The 21,191-nt window shown below is 43.2% G+C and carries 17 protein-coding genes; 12 read left to right on the top strand and 5 right to left on the bottom strand.

What is annotated here, in order from left to right:
• Positions 1-121 precede the first annotated feature (121 nt).
• Positions 122-1,930, bottom strand: a complete 1,809-nt coding sequence (locus tag NAF19_RS05605; protein ID WP_252788834.1) for a M61 family metallopeptidase — start codon at positions 1,928-1,930, stop codon at positions 122-124.
• 184 nt (positions 1,931-2,114) lie between these two features.
• Here NAF19_RS05605 and NAF19_RS05610 point away from each other — a divergent pair, with 184 nt between their 5' ends.
• The 7 genes from NAF19_RS05610 to NAF19_RS05640 all read left to right on the top strand — a co-directional run bounded on the left by NAF19_RS05610 (position 2,115) and on the right by NAF19_RS05640 (position 11,200).
• The gene (locus NAF19_RS05610; RefSeq protein WP_252788835.1) at positions 2,115-2,567 is read left to right on the top strand and encodes a MarR family winged helix-turn-helix transcriptional regulator; all 453 of its coding nucleotides are present in this window, start codon (positions 2,115-2,117) and stop codon (positions 2,565-2,567) included.
• A gap of 14 nt (positions 2,568-2,581) precedes the next feature.
• Complete coding sequence (locus tag NAF19_RS05615) at positions 2,582-3,658, top strand: efflux RND transporter periplasmic adaptor subunit (protein ID WP_252788836.1); 1,077 nt, start codon at positions 2,582-2,584, stop codon at positions 3,656-3,658.
• Positions 3,659-3,667: 9 nt separating this feature from the next.
• On the top strand, positions 3,668-6,799 hold the full coding sequence (locus NAF19_RS05620; RefSeq protein WP_252788837.1) for an efflux RND transporter permease subunit: 3,132 nt from the start codon (positions 3,668-3,670) through the stop codon (positions 6,797-6,799).
• Between the two features lie 5 nt (positions 6,800-6,804).
• Positions 6,805-8,124, top strand: a complete 1,320-nt coding sequence (locus NAF19_RS05625; protein WP_252788838.1) for a TolC family protein — start codon at positions 6,805-6,807, stop codon at positions 8,122-8,124.
• A 102-nt stretch (positions 8,125-8,226) separates the two neighbouring features.
• Positions 8,227-8,607: a response regulator gene (locus NAF19_RS05630; RefSeq protein ID WP_252788839.1), complete on the top strand. Its 381-nt coding sequence runs from the start codon at positions 8,227-8,229 to the stop codon at positions 8,605-8,607.
• Positions 8,604-9,455 (top strand): N-acetylglucosamine kinase, encoded by an 852-nt coding sequence (locus tag NAF19_RS05635; RefSeq protein WP_252788840.1) that lies wholly within the window; start codon positions 8,604-8,606, stop codon positions 9,453-9,455. The genes NAF19_RS05630 and NAF19_RS05635 overlap by 4 nt, the downstream gene beginning before the upstream one ends.
• Positions 9,456-9,544: 89 nt before the next feature.
• Positions 9,545-11,200 carry an ABC transporter substrate-binding protein gene (locus tag NAF19_RS05640; RefSeq protein ID WP_252788841.1) on the top strand — a complete coding sequence of 552 codons (1,656 nt, stop codon included), beginning with the start codon at positions 9,545-9,547 and terminating at the stop codon, positions 11,198-11,200.
• Between the two features lie 91 nt (positions 11,201-11,291).
• Here the strand turns inward: NAF19_RS05640 and NAF19_RS05645 are convergent, their stop codons facing one another.
• From NAF19_RS05645 to NAF19_RS05660, 4 genes are all read right to left on the bottom strand, one after another.
• Positions 11,292-11,615: a hypothetical protein gene (locus NAF19_RS05645; protein WP_252788842.1), complete on the bottom strand. Its 324-nt coding sequence runs from the start codon at positions 11,613-11,615 to the stop codon at positions 11,292-11,294.
• Positions 11,616-11,865: 250 nt separating this feature from the next.
• Entirely contained in the window at positions 11,866-14,133 is a 2,268-nt protein-coding gene (locus tag NAF19_RS05650; RefSeq protein ID WP_252788843.1) for an aconitate hydratase, read from the bottom strand.
• Between the two features lie 176 nt (positions 14,134-14,309).
• On the bottom strand, positions 14,310-15,167 hold the full coding sequence (locus tag NAF19_RS05655) for a CPBP family intramembrane glutamic endopeptidase (protein WP_252788844.1): 858 nt from the start codon (positions 15,165-15,167) through the stop codon (positions 14,310-14,312).
• 84 nt (positions 15,168-15,251) lie between these two features.
• Positions 15,252-15,890: a polysaccharide deacetylase family protein gene (locus tag NAF19_RS05660; protein ID WP_252788845.1), complete on the bottom strand. Its 639-nt coding sequence runs from the start codon at positions 15,888-15,890 to the stop codon at positions 15,252-15,254.
• Positions 15,891-16,032: 142 nt separating this feature from the next.
• Here NAF19_RS05660 and NAF19_RS05665 point away from each other — a divergent pair, with 142 nt between their 5' ends.
• The 5 genes from NAF19_RS05665 (at position 16,033) to NAF19_RS05685 (ending at position 21,067) form a co-directional block, all read left to right on the top strand.
• Positions 16,033-17,490, top strand: coding sequence for a TolC family protein (locus NAF19_RS05665; RefSeq protein WP_252788846.1), 1,458 nt, complete (start codon positions 16,033-16,035; stop codon positions 17,488-17,490).
• Between the two features lie 94 nt (positions 17,491-17,584).
• A complete protein-coding gene (locus NAF19_RS05670) occupies positions 17,585-18,916 on the top strand; it encodes an efflux RND transporter periplasmic adaptor subunit (RefSeq protein ID WP_252788847.1) in 1,332 nt (443 codons plus the stop codon).
• A gap of 435 nt (positions 18,917-19,351) precedes the next feature.
• A complete protein-coding gene (locus NAF19_RS05675) occupies positions 19,352-20,356 on the top strand; it encodes an NAD(P)H-dependent glycerol-3-phosphate dehydrogenase (RefSeq protein ID WP_252788848.1) in 1,005 nt (334 codons plus the stop codon).
• Positions 20,357-20,382: 26 nt separating this feature from the next.
• Positions 20,383-20,694, top strand: coding sequence for a hypothetical protein (locus NAF19_RS05680; RefSeq protein WP_252788849.1), 312 nt, complete (start codon positions 20,383-20,385; stop codon positions 20,692-20,694).
• Positions 20,695-20,743: 49 nt separating this feature from the next.
• A complete protein-coding gene (locus tag NAF19_RS05685) occupies positions 20,744-21,067 on the top strand; it encodes a hypothetical protein (RefSeq protein ID WP_252788850.1) in 324 nt (107 codons plus the stop codon).
• Positions 21,068-21,191 lie beyond the last annotated feature (124 nt).

A 21,191-nucleotide genomic window follows, 5' to 3' on the forward strand; every position in this document is an offset into this window, starting at 1 on the left:
GAAATGTTTTGGGGAACATGTTTTTTTTTGGTTGATTAAGTTGATTAAGAGAGTGGTTGATTAAGTTAATTAACAAAAAATAACCTAATCAACTTAACATAACTCAATCTAACCCAATCAACTATTCCCCTACCAACCCCATCCACTTTTTCCTAACCACCATTTGCTGCGGGGTAATTTCAGGCAGCGAATCAATTCTGTATTTAAAGCGGTTGTTCCTCAACAATGTAACCGGCAGGGTTAGCGGGAGGCCATCGCGGATAACAGTTATCGATACCTTATCTCCTACTTTTTTACCGTTTAATATACTGGCCATATCGGTTACCGGGGTTCCGTCAATTGCAGTAAGTTCGTCGTTTACATTTATCCCGTCAACCCAGCCGGCACCGTCACGCTGCACGCCGATGACATATTTTTTGCCGTTATTTTCGGCGGCTATTATACCCAGGCTGGGGTCATTGGTGCCCTCAGCTTCATCGGTAGCTTTGTAACCAGCATAAGCCAGGTATTTGTTATAATCGAGCGGAGTTAAGCCATAAACATAGTTTTTGTAGAATTCATCCAGGTTTTTCCCGGCAAATTTTTCGAAAGCCTGTTTAAATTCCTCATCGGTGTACCCACGCTTTTTTTGCTTATAATACGTATCGTACATATACTTCATCACGTCATCAAGCGCATATTTGCCTTTGCTGTCGTTAATGATCTCCAGGTCAAGTAACATCCCCACCATGGCGCCCTTATCATAATATGATATACCGGTATTTGCCGAATTCTCGTTTGGCCGGTACGATTTTATCCAGGCATCGAAACTGGCCTCGGCCAATGGCTGTACTTTAGCACCGGGTTGATTTTCGATGGTATTTATTTCCCCGGTTATAGCGCTTAAATAGGTTTCGGGGTTGGTAATTTGGGCGTGGCGCAAAATAAGGTTTTGATAATACGCCGTAAAGCCTTCAGCAATCCAAAGATCGGTGGTATAGTTTTCGTTATCGTAATCAAACGGGCCTAAAACTATTGGGCGCAGGCGTTTTACGTTCCACAGGTGAAAATGCTCATGTGCTACCAAGCCTAAAAAGTTACGATATCCGGTGGGGTTTGTATAGTTATCGCGTGATGCGCCCAACGTGGTTGAACTCAAATGCTCCAGACCGCCACCACCGCGCTGGTAATTGTGCACTATAAATACATAATGCTTATTGGGGTTTTCGCCAAAAACTTTGGTTTCCTGCACCACAATTTTGGCCATATCAATCTTAAGCATTTCTTTATCATAGTTGCCGCCGCCTACCATGCACACCTCATATTTTACACCGGCTGCGTCAAAACCAAATACATCCTGCGTACCTACTTCTATAGGCGAATCGAACAAAATATCAAAATTGGGTGAATAACGAGTGAAGGTATCGCCATTAACCGAATCCAAACTGGTTGACACTGTTGTCCATCCTTTATAAGGGACAATTTTTATAGTGGATGGCGTGTTCAGCATTTTATCAGGGTAGATAAATATACCTGTGGTTGATAAAAAGCCATGCGATGCATCAATAAAGCTGGTACGTACCGATATTTCGAAGCAGTAAACACGGTATTTAACAGTTACTTCCGATATGCCGGCAGTATTGATCTGCCAGGTGTTTTTATTGATCTTGGGCGACTTAATTTTCCTGCCATTGGCCGATGCACTAAACGATTCTACATTTTTTGCAAACTCGCGTACCAGGTACGAACCGGGCGTCCATACCGGCATTTTAAGATCTAAGGAATTTTGTGCCAGTCCCGATATGTTCATTTCCACATCCGCATAGTGCGCCTGGGCTTCGGGGAAGGTTACGGTATAAGCTATTTTAACGGCGCTTGCTGCCTGGGTAATTGTAGCATTCATAAAAAGCAATAATATAAAAAATAGGGCAGTTAGCTTAACAGTTTTCATTACCTGGAAATTTTTTGAAGCGATAATTTATCAGCTCGGGGTTTATTGGGGAATTTCTAATTTTAATTTGGGGCGCAAGTTATAATTTTTTTCAATGCACGCATAGCTTATACAGTTGTAAAATGGTTGATACATACAACTATTATGTGTTTTAACCAATACTTTTGGCGTTCGATTTATGGATGTGAAATTGATAGAACCGATATCCCGCAAATTAAACAATTTGGGGCGGGCATACCTAAGTCAGCTTGCCAAACAAGTTGAACCCTTGGGTATTAGCAGGTATTATTATGCATTAACTTATATATGCTACAATGACGGGCGCTTAACGCAAAAGGCGCTGGCCAGTGAGTTAGGGAAGGACAAAAGTTTAATAGTAAACGTAATTGACACGTTAACCGAGCAGGGTTTTGTGTATCGCGAAGTTAACCCGGCCGACCGCAGGGAACACTTGTTAAAAGTTACCGCAAAAGGCAAAAAAACCGTACCGAAACTGGTTGACGCATTTGAAACCCTTAACAAGGACATAACGGAAGATATAAGCGACGAAGAACTAAGAATATTTAACAGCGTACTAAAAAAAATGGAACACAACATAAAGCCATCAACTGAAATTAATAACAAAACAAAACCTTAACAGTACCCCATAACATGAGAACAAGGTATATTATATACATCGCCCTGGCACTGCTTGTAGGCTTTTTGATTTACAATAAGTTTTTTAGCGAGAAAGGCAAAGAAGCCATAGCCCAAAACGCGAGCAAAGGGGCAAAACGAAAAAATGGCCCTGTTGCTGTTAATCTAATGATTGTAAAGGACACAGCGGTTGACAATACAATTGATGTTACCGGGACTATAGACGCCAATGAAAAGGTTAACCTTGTAAGCGAGACAGCGGGTAACATAACCGGTATATACTTTAGCGAAGGCAGCTACGTAAAAAAAGGCCAGTTGTTGGTTAAGGTTTATAACCAGGATTTGATAGCGGCTTTAAAACAAAACGACTACCAGGTAGCCCTTGCCAAACAAAACGAGTACCGTAACAGTATTTTGCTGCAAAAAGAGGCCATCAGCCAGCAGGAATACGACACCTCCTTAACTTCGTTAAATACATTAAAAGCACAAAGTGACGTTTTGAAGGCGCAGATAGCCAAAACCGAAATAAGGGCTCCATTTTCCGGCACTATTGGTTTACGGAACATAAGCCCCGGCGGGTACCTTTCACCTTCCACCTCAATCGCATCATTGGTAAATATCGACCCGGCGAAGGTTACCTTCTCGGTACCGGAACGTTACCTGGCTTTGATTAAAACAGGAACCAAAATTAGTTTCAACATTGAAAGCTCGCGAAATAATTTTTTGGCAACCGTTTATGCCATTGAACCTGCAATTGATTTAAGCTCACGTACCATAACCGTGCGTGCAAAGGCGCCAAACGCCGAAAACTTATTAAAAGCCGGTGCATTCGCCAAAATTAATTTAAAGCTTGACCAGATAGCCAAAACAATTATGGTGCCTACACAGTGCGTTATCCCCGACCTAAAGGATAACAAAGTATTTATTTATCATAATGGCATTGCTGAAGCAAAGATTGTAAAAACCGATTTACGCACCGACACCAGGATTGAAATAACAAGCGGGTTAAAAGCAGGTGATAGCCTGGTTGTTTCTGGTCTGATACAAATACGTAACAAGATTCCTTTAAAAGTTTTAAAAGTTATTAAGTAACACCTATTTATGAGTTTAGCGTCGGTAAGTATAAAAAGGCCCGTGTTGGCAACGGTGATGTCCATCGTTATCGTGGTGTTCGGTATCATGGGCTATAAGTTCCTCGGCATTCGGGATTTCCCGTCAGTCGATCCGCCTATTATTACAGTTTCCACCAGTTATTCAGGCGCTAATGCCGAAGTAATTGAATCGCAGATAACAGAGCCGCTTGAGAAGAGCATTAACGGCGTGCCCGGGATCCGCAATATTTCATCAACCAGTTCCGTAGGTTCAAGCCGCATAACCGTTGAGTTTAACCTTGACGCCGATCTTGAAACTGCAGCTAATGACGTCCGCGACAAAGTTGGCCAGGCGCAGCGGCAATTACCACAGGATATTGACGCTCCCCCTGTAGTAACAAAAGCTGACGCCAACGCTGATAATATACTCACGGTTACCTGTAGCAGCAACACCCGTAACATTAACCAGGTTGACGATTACGCCGAAAACGTGCTGCTGGAAGGGTTGCAAACCATACCGGGCGTTAGCCAGATCAATATTTTCGGACAAAGGCAGTATGCTATGCGCTTGTGGATTGACCCTAATAAGCTATCGGCATTAGGATTAACCGCAACCGACATCAAGAGTGCACTCGATGCAGAAAATGTTGAGTTACCTGCCGGAAAAATTGAAGGTAACAATACAGAAGTTGTGGTGCGGGCCATAGGAAAGTTGTCGACTGAAAAGGAGTTTAACAACTTGATTATCCGGGCCGATAGCAACCGGGTTGTTCACTTAAGTGATGTTGGATATGCGGTATTAGGTTCGGCAAACGAGGAGACTGCTTTAAAGGAATCGGGTATACCGATGGTAGGCTTGGCCATTATACCCCAGCCAGGCGCCAACTATGTGCAAATTGCAGAAGATTTTTATAAACGCCTTGAACAGATAAAGAAAGACCTGCCGCCGGATATACAGGTAAAAGTTATTACCGACAATACCAAATTTATCAAACAATCGATAAGTGAAGTTGAGGAAACATTGCTGGTTTCGTTTATACTGGTGGTTATTATTATCTATTTATTCTTTAGGGATTGGCTGATAGCTTTCCGCCCCTTGATTGACATACCGGTATCATTAATCGGTGCTTTTTTTATAATGTACGTTTTCGGATTTTCCATCAACATATTAACCCTGCTAGGCATTGTGCTGGCAACAGGCCTGGTTGTTGATGACGGAATTGTAGTTACCGAAAATATCTATAAGAAAGTTGAAGGCGGCATGCCGGTACGAAAGGCGGCATTTGCAGGTTCTGCCGAAATATTATTCGCCGTAGTCTCTACTTCGATAACCTTAGCTGCTGTATTTTTACCTATCGTATTTATGCAGGGATTTACCGGGCGGCTATTCCGTGAGTTTGCGGTGGTAGTTGCCGGTTCTGTTTTGATATCGGCTTTCGTTTCGCTTTCGTTAACCCCGATGCTTAATGTTAAACTGATCCGCAAAAATTCAAAAAAATCAAAATTCTACGAAAAAACAGAGCCGTTCTTCGTGAACATGACCAATTCCTATAAGGAAACCCTGGTTAAGTTTATGAAGGTGAAGTGGGTGTCTTTTATCATCCTGGCTATTTCGCTTGTAATAACAGGAGTATTGTATTTTGCCACACCTTATGAACTTGCACCATTGGATGACCGCAGTATGCTTCGGTATCAGGTGACTGGTTCCGAAGGCGCCAGCTACGAGTTTATGGCGAAATACATGGACAAGGTTTCTGACCTGGTCGCCGATTCTATCCCCGAGGCAAACGTAAATCTCGAGGTAATTTCACCCGGAAGCGGTGGTGGTTCATCAAACAGCGGATTTGGCCGTGTGGGCTTAGTGGAACCTGATAAACGAACGCGAACTCAGCAGCAGTTGGCCGATTATTTGAGTAAAAAGCTAGGCCGTTTTCCTGATGCGCGCGCGCTTGTGGTGCAGGAGCAAACTATAAGTGGCGGCGGTAGCGGTTCAAAAACATCATTACCAGTGCAGTTTGTTATTCAGAACCAGGATTTTGAAAAAATAAGAAAGGTTTTGCCGGAGTTTTTTGCCGAAGTTTCCAAAAGCCCTGTTTTCCAGGGGACAGACGTAGACTTAAAATTTACAAAACCTGAACTTCGTGTTACCACCGACCGTGACCGGGCTAAGGACCTCGGGGTATCCGTGGCAGATATTGCGACGGCGCTGCAGTTTTATTATAGTAACGGGCGTTTGGCTTATTTTCTCATCAACGGTAAGCAATACCAGGTAATTGCCCAGGTTAACCGGGCCAACCGCGACCAGCCGCTCGATTTAAAATCGGTATATGTGCGCAATGCAAAAGGTACGCTGATACAGCTTGATAACGTAGTAAAAGTTACTGAAGACGCTACACCGCCTGCTATTTATCATTTTAACAGGTATAAATCGGCAACCATATCATGCGGGTTGGCGCCCGGCCGCACCGTTGGGGACGGTATTGTTGAGATGAACCGGATTGCAAAAAGTTTGCTCGACGATACATACAGCACAACATTAAGCGGCACTTCCCGGGATGCTGCCGAAAGTGGCTCGAGCCTTATTTTTGCGTTTGCCTTTGCCATGCTGCTTATATACCTGGTACTTGCTGCACAGTTCGAAAGCTTTATGGACCCTTTTATAGTGATGCTTACCGTGCCGCTGGCTATTGCGGGTGCTTTCCTTTCGTTATGGCTGTTTAACCAAACACTGAATATATTCAGTGAGATTGGTATGATAACCCTGGTAGGTCTGGTAACTAAAAACGGTATTTTGATTGTGGAGTTTGCTAACCAGCAAATGGAGCATGGCCTTGCCAAGTATGAAGCGGTTGTTGAAGCGGCCACATCGCGTTTACGACCTATATTAATGACCAGTTTGGCAGTGGTATTAGGGTCGGTGCCGATTGCTTTTGCCTTGGGCGCTGGCGCTAAAAGTCGTGTTTCATTAGGCATTGTTATTATGGGCGGCGTATTGTTTTCGCTTGTATTAACGCTTTATATAATCCCAATGATGTACCTCATATTCGCCCCAAAAACCCGCCACGACCCGGATGCTGAAGACGAAGATGAAGTTAAGAAAGTAAGAAAGCCGCGAACTCCAAAATTGATAGAAAACGTATAAGCGATATGATTATTAAGAAATTAGGTTGCCTTGTTTTTTGGCTAATAGCATTTACGGCTTGTGCACAGGCCCAAACCGATACTGTACTTAGCTTGAAAGATGCAGTTGGGATTGCTTTGAAAAATAACTATCATATACAGCTGTCGAAAAACTATACAACGGTTGCACAAAATAATGTAACGCTGGGCAATGCCGGCTTTTTACCACAGGTTAATGGCACATTTACCACCACACACAGTATCCAAAACACTACCCAAACCCGCAGCGATGGCACGGTGAATGTTATTAAAGGGGCAAATAATGCCTCAACATCCTACGGCCCAAGCCTTAACTGGACTATTTTCAACGGTTTCGGCATGTTTGCCAATTACGATGCGTTAAAACAACGCAATGAGCTAAGCCAGGTACAAGGTCGCGATACTATACAAAGCACTATAGCCAGCGTTATAGAGACTTATTACAACCTGATAAACCTTAACGAAGGATTAAAGGCATTGCAGGGAGCTATCGCCATATCACGCACACAGCTTCGTTATGCCAATGATAAGTTCCAGGTTGGCCGGGCATCGAAGCTTGAAGTTTTGAACGCACAGGTGAGCCTCAATACCGATACGGCAAATTATTTAAACCAGTTGCAGCAGTTTAAGGCGGCCAAAATACAAATGAACCAATTGCTGGTACGAAACCTGCAAACAAACTTTGCCGTGGGCGATACCATTATTGTTGATGACAAGCTTGTATTGGGCGACATACTTTCGAAAGCCGAAAATCAAAACCCGGCAATTCTTTCGGCGCAGATAAATAAAAGGATTTCGGAAATTAATTTGAAGCAGGTGCAGGCCGGCCGGTATCCGCAGGTATCGGTAAACTCGGGTTATGCTATAAGCAACAGCCAAACGCCGGCAGGCTTTGCCCGGTCGCAGGACACGAAAGGCTTTAGCTATGGATTGACTGCATCTATCAATATATTCAACGGCTTTAACCAAAACCGGCTCGAGCGCAATGCAAGGATAGGTATCGATAATGCGAATATTAACTACAAACAGATAACATTAAACGTACAGGCCGAGATAAGCAACTTATATGTGAGCTACCTGTCAGGCCTCGATTTGATGAAACTGGGACAATCAAACGTTGATGTTGCCAAACGCAACCTGGAAATATCGTTGGATAAGTATAAGTTAGGTAACATCACCCCGCTGGAAATCCGCGAAGCGCAACGTAATTATTTGGACGCACAATCGAAATTTTTTGCGGCGCAATACCAATCAAAAAGCGCCGAGATTATGCTGAAAGAGATTACCGGGAGTATAAATATTGAGTGAAGCCGGGTGAACGGTTCTTAGTAGAAATCTTCATCAAAATTTAATATCACTTTTAAAAACTAATATTTTTTAAATTGGTTTAAAAAGCTATTTTTGAAGTTAATGGCTATTTGCTTTAAAACCTGTTTGCTGATTGATGACAATTACATTGATAATTTTGTCACACGTAAAATTTTAGAAGGCAGCAACTTTGCTGAATCTATTGTTGTGGTGCGGTCGGCTACAGAAGCTATTGCATCGCTAAGCGCGGGGACCATAAAGCCTGATGTTATTTTTTTAGATGTGCGGATGCCATTAATGAGCGGTTTCGAGTTTTTGGACGAGTATGACAAGATAAATATGGATAAAAGCAATATCAAAATATTTATGTTATCATCGTCATTAGACCCGATGGATATGCGCAAATCGACTGATAACAAATACATCACGCAGTTTATTCATAAACCACTCACCCAAAAAGCACTCGAAGAACTTTGTCCATGATTTTGGTGGCTGATAGCGGGTCGAGCAAGACCGACTGGTTGCTTCAGCTAAAAGACGGTGAAGTAAAACAATTCAGAACGGCCGGACTTAACCCTTATTTTTTAACAGAAAAAGAGATTGCCAAAATAATACAGGAGCAGGCTGTTGATATGATAGCTTATGCCGCTGATATTACCGAAATATATTTCTTTGGAGCAGGCTGCTCCAGCCCCGACAGGCACGAGATTGTCAGTAACGCCATCAGCCAGTTTTTTCCAAAATCATACATAAGCGTCGATAGTGACTTGTTGGGTTGCGCCTACGCCACTTGCGGGCACGAGAAAGGCCTTTGCTGTGTGCTGGGTACAGGCTCCAATATTTCGTTTTTTGATGGCGAAGATATTCATGCAGGCAAGCATGGCCTGGGTTTTGTTTTAGGCGATGAAGGCGCCGGCACCTGGTTTGGCAAAGCCCTGATAACCGATTTTTTGTATGGTAACATGCCGCATGATATCGGGCTGAAATTTGAAAATGAATATCATTTGGATAAGGCAACAGTCATTAAACGCGTTTACCAAACCCCCAATGCAAACTCATACCTGGCAACTTTTGCCCGCTTCATCAGCGAAATACGACAAACCGATTACGCGCAGAAATTATTGCAAAAAGGCTTGCTTGAATTTATTGACACCAATATAAAATCGTATCCACAATACCACCGTTACAAGTGCCACTTTGTTGGCTCAATAGCCTATGTTTTTACCGATGAGCTTACCCTGGTTTGCAAGGAAAACGGCGTGCAAATCGGCAAAATAATTAAACAACCAATACATGATTTGCTGGCGTTTATTTTAAGTCGTGAGAACTAATATTGGGGGATTTTGAGGCTTGGGTATCTCCATTTTTAATTTGACGATTTGACAATCAGATGATTTGAAAATGGGTAGCTTTATGATAAATGACAAGGCAGTTAATTTTCAAATTTTCAAATCAGCACATCTTCAAAATACTACTGGTTTGTATATTATTCGCTGCATGCATTCCAAACCCTTCAGCCACAAAAAAAACAGTTTTTAACATAAACCTTGACGAGGGCCTAAGCTCGTTCGACCCGGCATTTGCGCGTAACCAAAACACCATCTGGATGGTAAACCAGGTTTATAACGGACTGGTGCAGATTGACGACAGCCTTAAAACACGGCCATGTATTGCCAAAAGCTGGGAGATTTCGCCGGATGAATTGCTGTATACCTTTCATCTACGCAATGACGTGTATTTTCACGACGACCCACAGTTTAAAAACGGAAAAGGACGTAAAGTTGTAGCTGCCGATTTTGTGTATAGTTTTCACAGGCTGCTCGACCCAAAGGTAGCTTCCTCCGGCTCATGGATATTTAGTGATAAGATTTGTGATAATCCGTTTAAGGCTGTAAACGACAGCACCTTCCAGATACGCCTCAGGCAACCATTCCCGCCCCTGCCAAGCCTGCTTACGGCTCAATATTGTTCGGTGGTGCCCCACGAGGTGGTGGACCATTACGGTAAAGATTTTCGCCAGCACCCCGTCGGCACCGGCCCCTTCCGGTTTAAATATTGGAAAGAGGGGGAAGTAATGGTGTTGTTGAAAAACGAAAACTATTGGGAAAAAGATAAAGACGGCACTCCCCTGCCCCATTTGGATGCCATACGGGCAACTTTTATTGGCGATAAGCAAACTGCATTCATGGAGTTCATCAGCAAAAAGCTCGATTTTTTAAACGATATAGACGGCAGCTACCGCGATGATATTTTAACCAAAGCCGGGCAGATAACCACAAAATATAAAGGCAAATTCACCCTAAGTACAGGCCCTTTTACTAATACCATTTATCTCGGTATGCTGGTTGATAGCAGTTTAGCGATTGTAAAATCATCACCGCTTAAAAAGTTAAAAATAAGGCAAGCCATCAATTATGCAATCGACAAGCAAAAAATGATAAAATACCTGCGCAATAGCATGGGTACGGCCGGCAAAGCAGGATTTATACCCGTGGGTATGCCGGGCTACGATGATAAACTTGTTAAAGGTTATGATTACAATCCCGAAAAATCGCGGCAATTGTTGAAAGAGGCTGGATACCCCAACTGCAAAGGCCTTCCTGAAATAGCGCTGCACACTACTGTAGGCTACCGTGGACTAATTGAGTATGTACAAGGCCAGTTAGAACGTGTTGGTATAAAAACCAGTGTGGAGATAACCCAGGGCGCAAGCCTGCGTGAGCTGGTATCAAAAAACGGCGTCAACTTTTTTTATGGCTCGTGGCTGGCGGATTATCCCGACGGCGAGAATTATATGTCGGTTTTCTATTCTAAAAATAAAATCCCGTTTGGCCCCAATTATACCGGCTTCAACAACAAACAATTCGACAAACTTTTTGAGCAGGCCTACCACGAAGTAAACGACGAAAAACGTTATGCCCTTTACCGCGAAATGGATAACCTGGTAATGGCGCAATCGCCTGTGGTGGTGCTGTATTACGATAAGCGGGTTAATTTATACCAGAATAATATCTCCGGGTATAGCGTTAACGGGCAAAATTTACTGACGCTGAAAAGGGTGGTAAAGGCCCCCTAACCCCCTAAAGGGGGAATTTTTCGGCCGGTAATAAATCTTTCCCGCACCTAATACTTCCTCAATCGGCATTCCCGCATCCGCATTTTTTTAATCAATTGTACTTCAGGGCATCCGCGTTCACAACGTCCGAACCGCCTTTCACACTATCATTAACCGTATTACCTGTAATTACTATGGCATCAGCGCCTATTTTTTGGGCATACCTGACAAATTTAATTTTCACGGAATCCTGCCCGAAATTTAACAAATTCATGTGGCCGATTACCTTATAGTCCTTTTTAACATCATGGGTCGAATAGAAGATATCTACATGGGTGGTTGGCGGGTATTTCTCGCCAAAATAATCGGGCTCAATAACACGGCATGCTGTTAACAAAAAACAAAACGCTAGAGCGATAAGAAGGTAAATTTTCATGGTTGTAAGCTTTAATTTTATAAACTTAAGACCATGACGTTAAAGCAGGGTTTAGCGGATGTTATGTAATGTTGCTATTACAAAGGGAACCGGGATTTTCACTTGTTGTTTGTTTTCAAAAGGTGTTCAAGAGGACTTCGTCGTTAAGCGGATTTTAAGAGATTAAAAAGGATTCTTTTGCTCCCGCGCACAACAAAAAAAGCCTCCCCAATAGGAAGGCTCTTAAAAATTCTATAGATCCGCAATCAAATTACGAAGCCATCTGCCTCCTGATGATATTCAGCGCGCCGCCGGCTTTAAACCATTCTATCTGCTGTGCATTATAGGTATGGTTTACTGCGAACGATTCGGTTGTACCATCTTTATGATGCAGCACCACTGTTAACTGTTTGCCCGGCGCAAAGGTTGTTAAGCCGGTGATATCAATAGTGTCGTCTTCCTGTATTTTTTCGTAGTCGTTGCTGTCGGCAAAGGTAATGCCCAGCATGCCTTGTTTTTTAAGGTTAGTTTCGTGTATACGGGCAAATGATTTTACCAGTATGGCACGAACGCCCAGGTGACGTGGTTCCATAGCCGCATGCTCGCGCGATGAGCCTTCACCATAGTTTTCGTCGCCAACCACAATCGAACCAATTCCATGCGCTTTGTAATCGCGCTGGGTGGCAGGAACAGGGCCATATTCGCCGGTCAGTTCGTTTTTAACACTGTCGGCAGTAAGGTTAAAATAGTTAATGGCGCCAATCAGCATATTGTTCGATATGTTATCCAAATGCCCGCGGAACTTTAACCACGGACCAGCCATAGAGATGTGGTCGGTAGTACATTTGCCTTTTGCTTTGATCAGCAGTTTCAGGCCGGTAATATCAGTGCCTTCCCATGCGGCAAACGGATCAAGCAATTGCAGGCGCGATGATTTCGGATCTACAATTACATTAATCTGGGTGCCATCTTCGGCCGGGGCCTGGTAGCCTGCATCTTTAACAGCATAACCTGCTATCGGCATTTCAATGCCTACCGGCTCATCAAACTTAACCTGCTCGCCATTTTCGTTGGTGAGGGTGTCGGTTAATGGGTTAAAGGTTAAATCGCCGGCAATTGCAAATGCAGTCACGATTTCGGGCGATGCCACAAATGCGTGGGTATTTGGGTTACCATCCTGGCGTTTCGCAAAGTTGCGGTTAAACGAAGTGATGATAGAGTTTTTGCGTGTAGGGTCGTCAGTATGACGGGCCCACTGGCCAATACATGGACCGCAGGCATTAGCCAAAACCACACCGCCCATTTTCTCGAATGTGTCAAGGTAGCCATCGCGGTCTACAGTGTAACGCACCAGTTCCGAACCTGGGGTAATGGTAAATTCGGCCCTGGTTTTTAAATGTTTATCGATAGCCTGTTTTGCAATAGATGCCGAACGGGTAATATCTTCGTACGATGAGTTGGTGCATGACCCTATCAGGCCCACTTCCAGTTTTACAGGCCAGCCGTTTTCTTTAACTGCCGTTGCAAATTTCGATATCGGCCAGGCCAAATCAGGTGTAAACGGACCGTTCACATGGGGCTCCAGCTCGTTAAGGTTTATTTCAATCACCTGGTCGAAATAATCGGCAGGGTTAGCATAAACCTCAGGGTCGCCGGTTAAGTGTTCCTTTATCGCGTTAGCAAGTTGCGCAATTTCAGCACGTTTGGTACCGCTAAGGTAAGTTGCTGCTTTTTCGTCGTATCCAAATATTGAGGTGGTTGCACCAATCTCGGCGCCCATGTTACAGATGGTGCCTTTACCGGTAGCCGAAAGCGATTCAGCACCTTCACCAAAATATTCAACAATAGCGCCGGTACCACCTTTTACGGTAAGGATACCTGCCACTTTTAAAATAACGTCTTTTGCTGATGTCCAGCCCGATAATTTACCGGTCAATTTAACACCAATCAGCTTAGGGAATTTAAGCTCCCATGGCAGGCCGGCCATTACATCGCAAGCATCAGCGCCACCAACACCGATGGCAACCATACCCAAACCACCTGCATTAGGTGTATGTGAGTCGGTACCAATCATCATACCGCCCGGGAAAGCATAGTTCTCCAAAACCACCTGGTGGATAATACCGGCTCCCGGTTTCCAGAAACCCAGTCCGTATTTATCAGATACCGAAGCTAAAAAGTCATAAACTTCGCGGTTAACATCTTTTGCGGTACTCAAATCAGCATCCGCGCCAACTTTAGCTTGTATCAGGTGGTCGCAATGTACCGTTGAAGGAACAGCAACCTGCGGACGGCCGGCCTGCATAAACTGCAGCAAAGCCATTTGCGCCGTAGCGTCCTGCATAGCAACGCGATCGGGCGCAAAATCCACATAGTCAACGCCACGGCCAAAAGCGGTTTTGGCATCGCCTTCGCTCAGGTGGGCGTATAATATTTTTTCGGTTAAAGTAAGGTGTTTACCGGTAGCTTTACGGGCAGCAGCAACACGGGTGCTGTAGCGATCGTAAACCTTTTTGATCATATCTAAATCAAAAGCCATTTGTATTTGATTTTTAGGTGAGTAAAAGAAAAAACTGGCCTGAACAGCCAATGCGGCGAATTTACAAAAAATAGGGCTAAAAGGAAGTCGGGGGATTGTACAAATGTTATTTGGATAGGTTCTAAATAGAGATTGGAGGTTAGTTGATTAGAGATTAGTTGAATGGCGGGAACAGATTATAGGTTATGGGTTGCTGTTAACCGAAGTTTTTTATTAATGATAAAACAGGCTAATGTGAAAACCGCTATCGAAGTAAACAGCGCGAGCAAGTAAAAAGGCATACCCAAAAGTTCCGGCAAATCCTTTTTAGTTGTGGGTAAAAACAAAAACGAAGTTGCTGCGGCGTTGATAGTGGCGTGAACAATCATGCCAGGGAAAACCGATTGGGTTTTGTAATAAACCCATCCTAAAAATAGTCCTCCAAAAAATGCCGGTAGTGCCTGCCAGGGATTGAGGTGTATAGCAGCGAAAAATATTGCTGAAATGATAATTGCTTTTTGAGGAGAATAATTTTGCAATAAACCTTTTAAAATAATTCCACGACATAGTATCTCTTCTAATATCGGCGCAGCGATAACTACTGTAGCGATAGAAAAAATATCTTTTGTAAAGGCACGTTCAAAAAACTTCTGCACCGAAGCCGGCATCGGTAGTATACTGGCTATTTGTGATAAAGGGACAACCAGCGCCAGGGTGCCGACAATTACTACCGGAATAATCCATGGCTGGAATTTGCTAAAATTAACTTTCACAGGATAGCCTTGTTGCGTTTTGATTTTTCGCACCGCATAGTTTATAGTCAATAAAAGCGGCACCACATATCCTACCAGGCTTAATATTGATTTAAATAACGGCGAAACTGATTGCTGTGAAATAAGCACTATAACTAATGGTATGGCAACCAGCAGCGAATTTAAAATCAGGATAAAAAATAAAGTAACAATGGATCGAATCGTTGGATAGGTATACTTTCGGATTCTATCGGTGCTTGCCAGTGCAGGGAAAAGCGCTTCCTTCGGGTCAGTTTGGGTCATAAACCAATATTACGAACAAAATTAAAAAAGGCGAAACTATTAGATGGGCTTTGCTTCAAAAGGCAGAAATAAATTTGAATACAATCATCGCAGTAATACAGGTTCCGGCATACTCCTAAACTCATACCCCTCCCTACTCCACACCTCCATCGCCCTCGGCAATGCATACTCCATCCTTTCCTTTGCTTTTAAACTATCATGAAATAATACCATATCTCCGCCCCGGGTTTTCTTCAAAACATTATCTAAACATTTCTCCGGTGTTATGGCCACATCAAAATCAGCAGAAAGGACATTCCACATAATGGCCTGCACACCCGGTTTTGCTTCCTGCAACAATTTTAACTGAGTTTTTTTCATGCGCCCATATGGAGGGCGAAACAGTTTTGTATCCAGCAATTCATCGGCCTGTAAAAAATTATCGAGATAAACTTTATCGTCTGTATCCCAGCCTTTAAGGTGGTTAAAAGTGTGATTACCTATAGCGTGCCCGTCATTTTTTACCTGTTCAAATATATCGGGGTGCTTGCGTACATTATCACCAATACAAAAAAAAGTAGCTTTGGCTTTGTACTGTTTTAAAATATTTAAAACAAACGGTGTAACAATTGGTATAGGGCCATCGTCAAAAGTCAAATAAATGCACCGGGGGTTATTCGGGCCATCCCATACAAAATTGGGATACAGCTTTTTAAGCAGCCGCGGTGTTTTTATAAGATACATTTTAAATAGTTAATGGTTGTTGGTTCATTGTTCATGGTAACATCAGCAACGGTTAGCTTCAAAGCCCAAAACAGGCCTAAATGTATTAATTATTAACTAAAAGGTAGTGGTTGTAGCTACTATGAACTATTAACTATAACCCATGAACAAAGATAACCTTATGACTCAAAGTATATTAAAATTAAAAAGGGTAGCAGTGCTAAGTATTGTATGCCTCGGCATGGCAAGCTTAACGGCAAGTGCCCAGGAGGTGATAAGCCTCCAGGAGGCAGTTAACCGCACCTTAGCCAACAATCTCACTATTAAGCAAGCGCTAATAACCGAAAAACTGGGTACAGAGGATTATAACGCAACAAAATACAACCAGTTGCCTACCTTAAATGCAAACGGCCAGGGTGGCTATTACTTTGGTAAAACACAGGTGCTCGGGGCGTTTGCTTACGCATCATCAACGTTAAACATTAACGGCAACGCACAGGCGCAATTCACCCTTTTCCAGGGCGGGCAGTTACGCAACCAGATTTTGCAAAACAAACTGACACTTGACGCCGATAAAACCAGCACCGCAAAAATCAAAAATGACCTGTTGCTAAATGTGGTTACCGACTACCTGGTAATACTTACCGACCAGGATTTAGCTATTGCCGCAAAACAGCAAATTGACCTGGCGAAAATAACTCTGGACCGTGCACAGAAAAACTTCGACCAGGGCAATGCCACGTTGGCGGATTTGGCCCAGGCAAAATCGCAGGTTTCAACCGCCGAACTGAATTCTACAAATGCACAAAACCAGGTTGACCTTGCTATATTGATTTTAAAGCAATATATGGAGATGGACCCGGCAACAAACATAGCTGTTGAGAAACCCGACATTAGCAAACTAACCGATGTAAAAACGGTTTACGATGCTACCGAGGTTATTAAAACCGCTTTTACCACTAATCCGGATATCAAATTAGCCGAATTGCAACAGCAGGTTTATGCGCAGGCTATTAAAGTAGCGCAGGGGGCCTACTATCCTACCCTTGTTATGTTTGGCGGTTTAGGTACCAGTTACTCAAACCAGGCGCGGACTGTTACGGGCGAAACTGTAAGCGGCACCACCACCATTGGTACGGTTGAAGGCACCGGTCAAAATGTTGTTACCCCTAATATAATATCCACAGTGTCGCCGGTTTCTTTCGGCAGCCAGTTGAACAACAACTTTAACAAGTCGATAGGGTTAAGTTTACAGATACCCATTTTCAACCATTTTGCTACACGCACAGCAGTAACCAAAGCTAAACTGGCTTATCAGAATGCAGATTTAAATACCCGGATCGCAAAAAATAATTTAAGCAAAACCATTATACAGGCCACGCTGGATTTATCGGCCGCCGAAAAAAGCTATCAATCGGCGTTGCAAACATTCAATTCGAATAAAGAGGCTTTAAATGTCACCAAGCAACGTTACGACGCGGGCTTTGTAAATACACTGGACTATAACACGGCGCTTACCAACTTCAACAAATCGCAAAACGATATGATTGCTGCTCAATACCAGGTAATCTTCCGCAGTAAAGTAATTGATTATTATTTGGGTAACACGATAACGTTATAGACGTCAGAAAAGTCCGAAAGAAAAAATTAGATAAAAGCAAAAAACAATAAAATCCGAATTCGAAAATCCGAACTCCGAAATCAAAAATAGAATCATGGGAAAAACTACAAAATATATTCTGATAGCATTAGGCGCGGTGATTGTGCTGCTGGTGGTGTTAAACGCAACCGGTATTATCGGCAAGCCTAAAAAAACGCAGGTGGCTACCGAAAAAGCTACCAGCCGCAATATCAATGAGTCGGTATCGGCAAGCGGTAAAATTAAACCGCATATTGAAGTAAAAATTAGCCCGGAGGTTTCGGGTGAGGTTGTCGAACTCCCGGTAAAGGAAGGCGATGTGGTTAAAAAAGGCCAGTTGCTTTGCAAAATCAGGCCTGACATTTTGAAATCAGGCTATGACCGTACCGTTGCAGCGTATAATACACAGAAGGCAAGTGTTGGTAACTCTAACCAAATGCTTAAACAAGCCGAGGCAACCTTCCAGAACCAGGCCGCAATTTATAAACGTGACCAGGCTTTATATAATAATAAGGTATTAACTGCGGCTGAATTTGATGCAGCAAAAGCGAGCTACGAAGGCGCAAAGGCTGGTCTTGAAGCTGCCAGGGAAAACGTTATAGGCTCAACCTATGGGTTGGCACAATCACAAGCCTCGGTGAAAGAGGCCCAGGACAACCTGGCTAAAACAACTATTTATGCACCCGTCGACGGTGTGATATCAAAACTATCCATCCAGTTGGGCGAGCGTGTATTAGGAACCCAGCAATTTGCAGGTACCGAGATAATGACTATATCAGACCTTAGTCAGCTTGACGTAAATGTGGATGTTAACGAAAATGATATCAACCGCATCAAACTTGGTGATTCATCAAAAATTGAAGTTGACGCCTTTTATGGTAAAACGTTTGGCGGCAAAGTAATTGAAATAGGCAGCGCAGCCAACGTGGTAGGTACCAATGCCGACCAGGTTACCAATTTTACCGTTAAAGTTAGGATTAGCCCCGAGTCGTTTAAGGACTTGTTGCTAAAAACTGCCGCTAACCCAATCCCTTTCCGTCCGGGATTGACCGCCACTGTTGATATCAACACAAATCATACATATGCGTTATCGGTGCCTATTCAGTCGGTAACTACACGCCAGGTAAAAAAGGACAGCACAGGAGTAAAAAAGGATGAAGATAAATCAAAGCCAGCAATAGTTGAGCCCGCAAAAGAGTATGTGTTTGTTTATGGTGCCGGAAAAGTAAAACAGGTGCAGGTAACAACCGGTATACAGGACGATACTTATATCCAGATATTATCAGGTTTAAAAGCCGGCGACGAGGTGGTATCCGCACCATTTGCCACCATATCAAAAGATTTGAAAGACAAAATGGACGTTGAAAAGGTTGACAAGAGCAAGTTGTTTGTACCGACGTCAAATTAGTAAACCTATACCAGCATTGTAGTATAGTTTTGCGTTCCTGTTCACAGTGAAACACAAGGAACAGGGTGGAACAGGAACAGGTTATGTCTCGGGGCGAAAAAGCTTGTTTCTGAGTCAATAACGCACTTTTTAACTCATCTGCTACCCTAAAAAATGCAAAAAGTACTGACAAATTAGTGTCAGTACTTTTTGTAAAAAATGCTTTCTCCCTGTTGCGATTATGCCTGTTCCGAACAACGGCACAATTAATACACATCCTGAAACCACCTCATCACACACAAAAATCCAAACTATTATATAGCTTTGTTCCTTTCTATAAAACCTGGCGTTTTAGTTGACCGTTTCCAGTTGGCCCTGATCAGTTAAATACTGCAAGTCGTCGGCCACTGCATACTGCCAACTGCAAATCAAAAACTGCCAACCGGAAACAGACCTATGGACAAAACAAAAACAATAGCCGTAATAGGCGGTGGCAGTTGGGCTACAGCCAACGTTAAGATACTTTCGGATAACGATACCCCAAAAGAGATTTTTTGGTGGATGCGAAACGAGAATGCGGTCGAGCATATCCAGAGGTTTAAACATAATCCCAACTATATCAGTTCCGTTGAGATAAGTGTTCCTGCCCAAAATATCTCAACCGATTTAAAAGCCACCATCAGCCAGGCCGAATTTGTTTTGCTTAACGTGCCTGCTGCTTTCCTGAAAGAGGCCCTCAAAAGCATTACGCCCGCCGACCTTGCCGGCAAAAAAATAATATCGGCCATAAAAGGCATCGTACCCGATGAAAATCAGATTATAGGCGAATTTTTAAACCAGCATTATAACATCCCATTCAGCCACTTTATTGTAATCAGCGGGCCATGCCATGCCGAGGAAGTTGCGTTGGAAAAGCTATCGTACCTCACTATAGCATCGCGTGATAATGAGCTTGCGGCCGAATTCGCCGGCATGTTCAGCACCCGGTATATTAAAACTATTGTTTCTGATGATATCTATGGTACCGAATACGGCGCCGTACTAAAGAATATATTTGCCATTGCCAGCGGTATTTGTCATGGAGTTGGTTATGGCGATAATTTCCAGGCAGTGCTCATTGCAAATGCCATCCGCGAGCTGAAACGTTTTGTTGATGCCGTGCACCCCATTAGCCGCGACATAATGGAATCGGCCTACCTTGGTGACTTGTTAGTTACAGCATACTCGCAATTCAGCCGTAACCGCACCTTTGGCAACATGATAGGCAAAGGCTACACAGTAAAGTCGGCACAGCTGGAAATGAATATGATTGCCGAGGGCTATTATGCAGTAAATTGCCTACACCAGGTAAATAAACAGTACAAAGTGAGCATGCCCATTTGCAACGCTGTTTATGCTATTTTATACGAGAAACGGCCGCCCGCGCTGGAAATGAAACATTTGGCAGAACATTTGAGTTAGGTATTTGAATTAACTCAAATACTACCATGAAACATTTATTTAAAGTAGCTTTAGTAGCTGCCGGAATTTTTTCGTTTGGAGCCGCCAGTGCCCAAACCCACAAGGACTCTACTGTCGGCCAAAAAATAGACAAGACAGCGACAAAAGTTGGCCATAAAACTTCACAAATTGCTGCGACAGGCGCCGCAGCTATTGTTGATAAAAAATACGAAGGTAAATGCGGCCCTAACGGACAAACTGTTTACATCAATAAACATTCGCATTACTATTACATCAGCAAAAAAGGACACAGGATTTATCTGAAAAAATCACAATTGATGGATAAACATGAAGATTAATTTTGTATATTTAAACAGCATCCCTTAAACGGGGTGCTGCTTTACTGCCATGAAAAAGTTCGTGTTAATATTTATTCACCTGGCTTGTACCGTAGTGTTGTTTGGGGTAGCCTGTACGTCAAGTACGCCGAATGCCAAACTCAAATGCAGCTGGAAATCAAAAGACGGCACCACCAAACTTAAAATAACCGATAAAGGCTTTACGATGGATGATGGCGAAGCCATAGCAGAAGACTATTTTGTAAAAGGCGACACCATTTTCACTTCATTTGAAGGAAACAAACCCTATACCGCTTTCTTAATTCAAAAACTCGACGAGCATAACCTTAAACTAATGGGGCCGGACTCTGTGGCGGTGGAGTATAGCCGTTAGTTCGTAGTTGATGGTTCATAGTTCATAGCCGAAATTGCCTTCTCCACGCGTCATTGCGGAACGAAGCAACCTAACCACGCCGTCATTGCGAGGAACGAAGCAACCTCTACATAGGACATTCATG

It is taken from the genome of Mucilaginibacter flavidus, from assembly GCF_024055575.1.
GTDB classification, from domain to species: Bacteria; Bacteroidota; Bacteroidia; order Sphingobacteriales; family Sphingobacteriaceae; genus Mucilaginibacter; species Mucilaginibacter flavidus.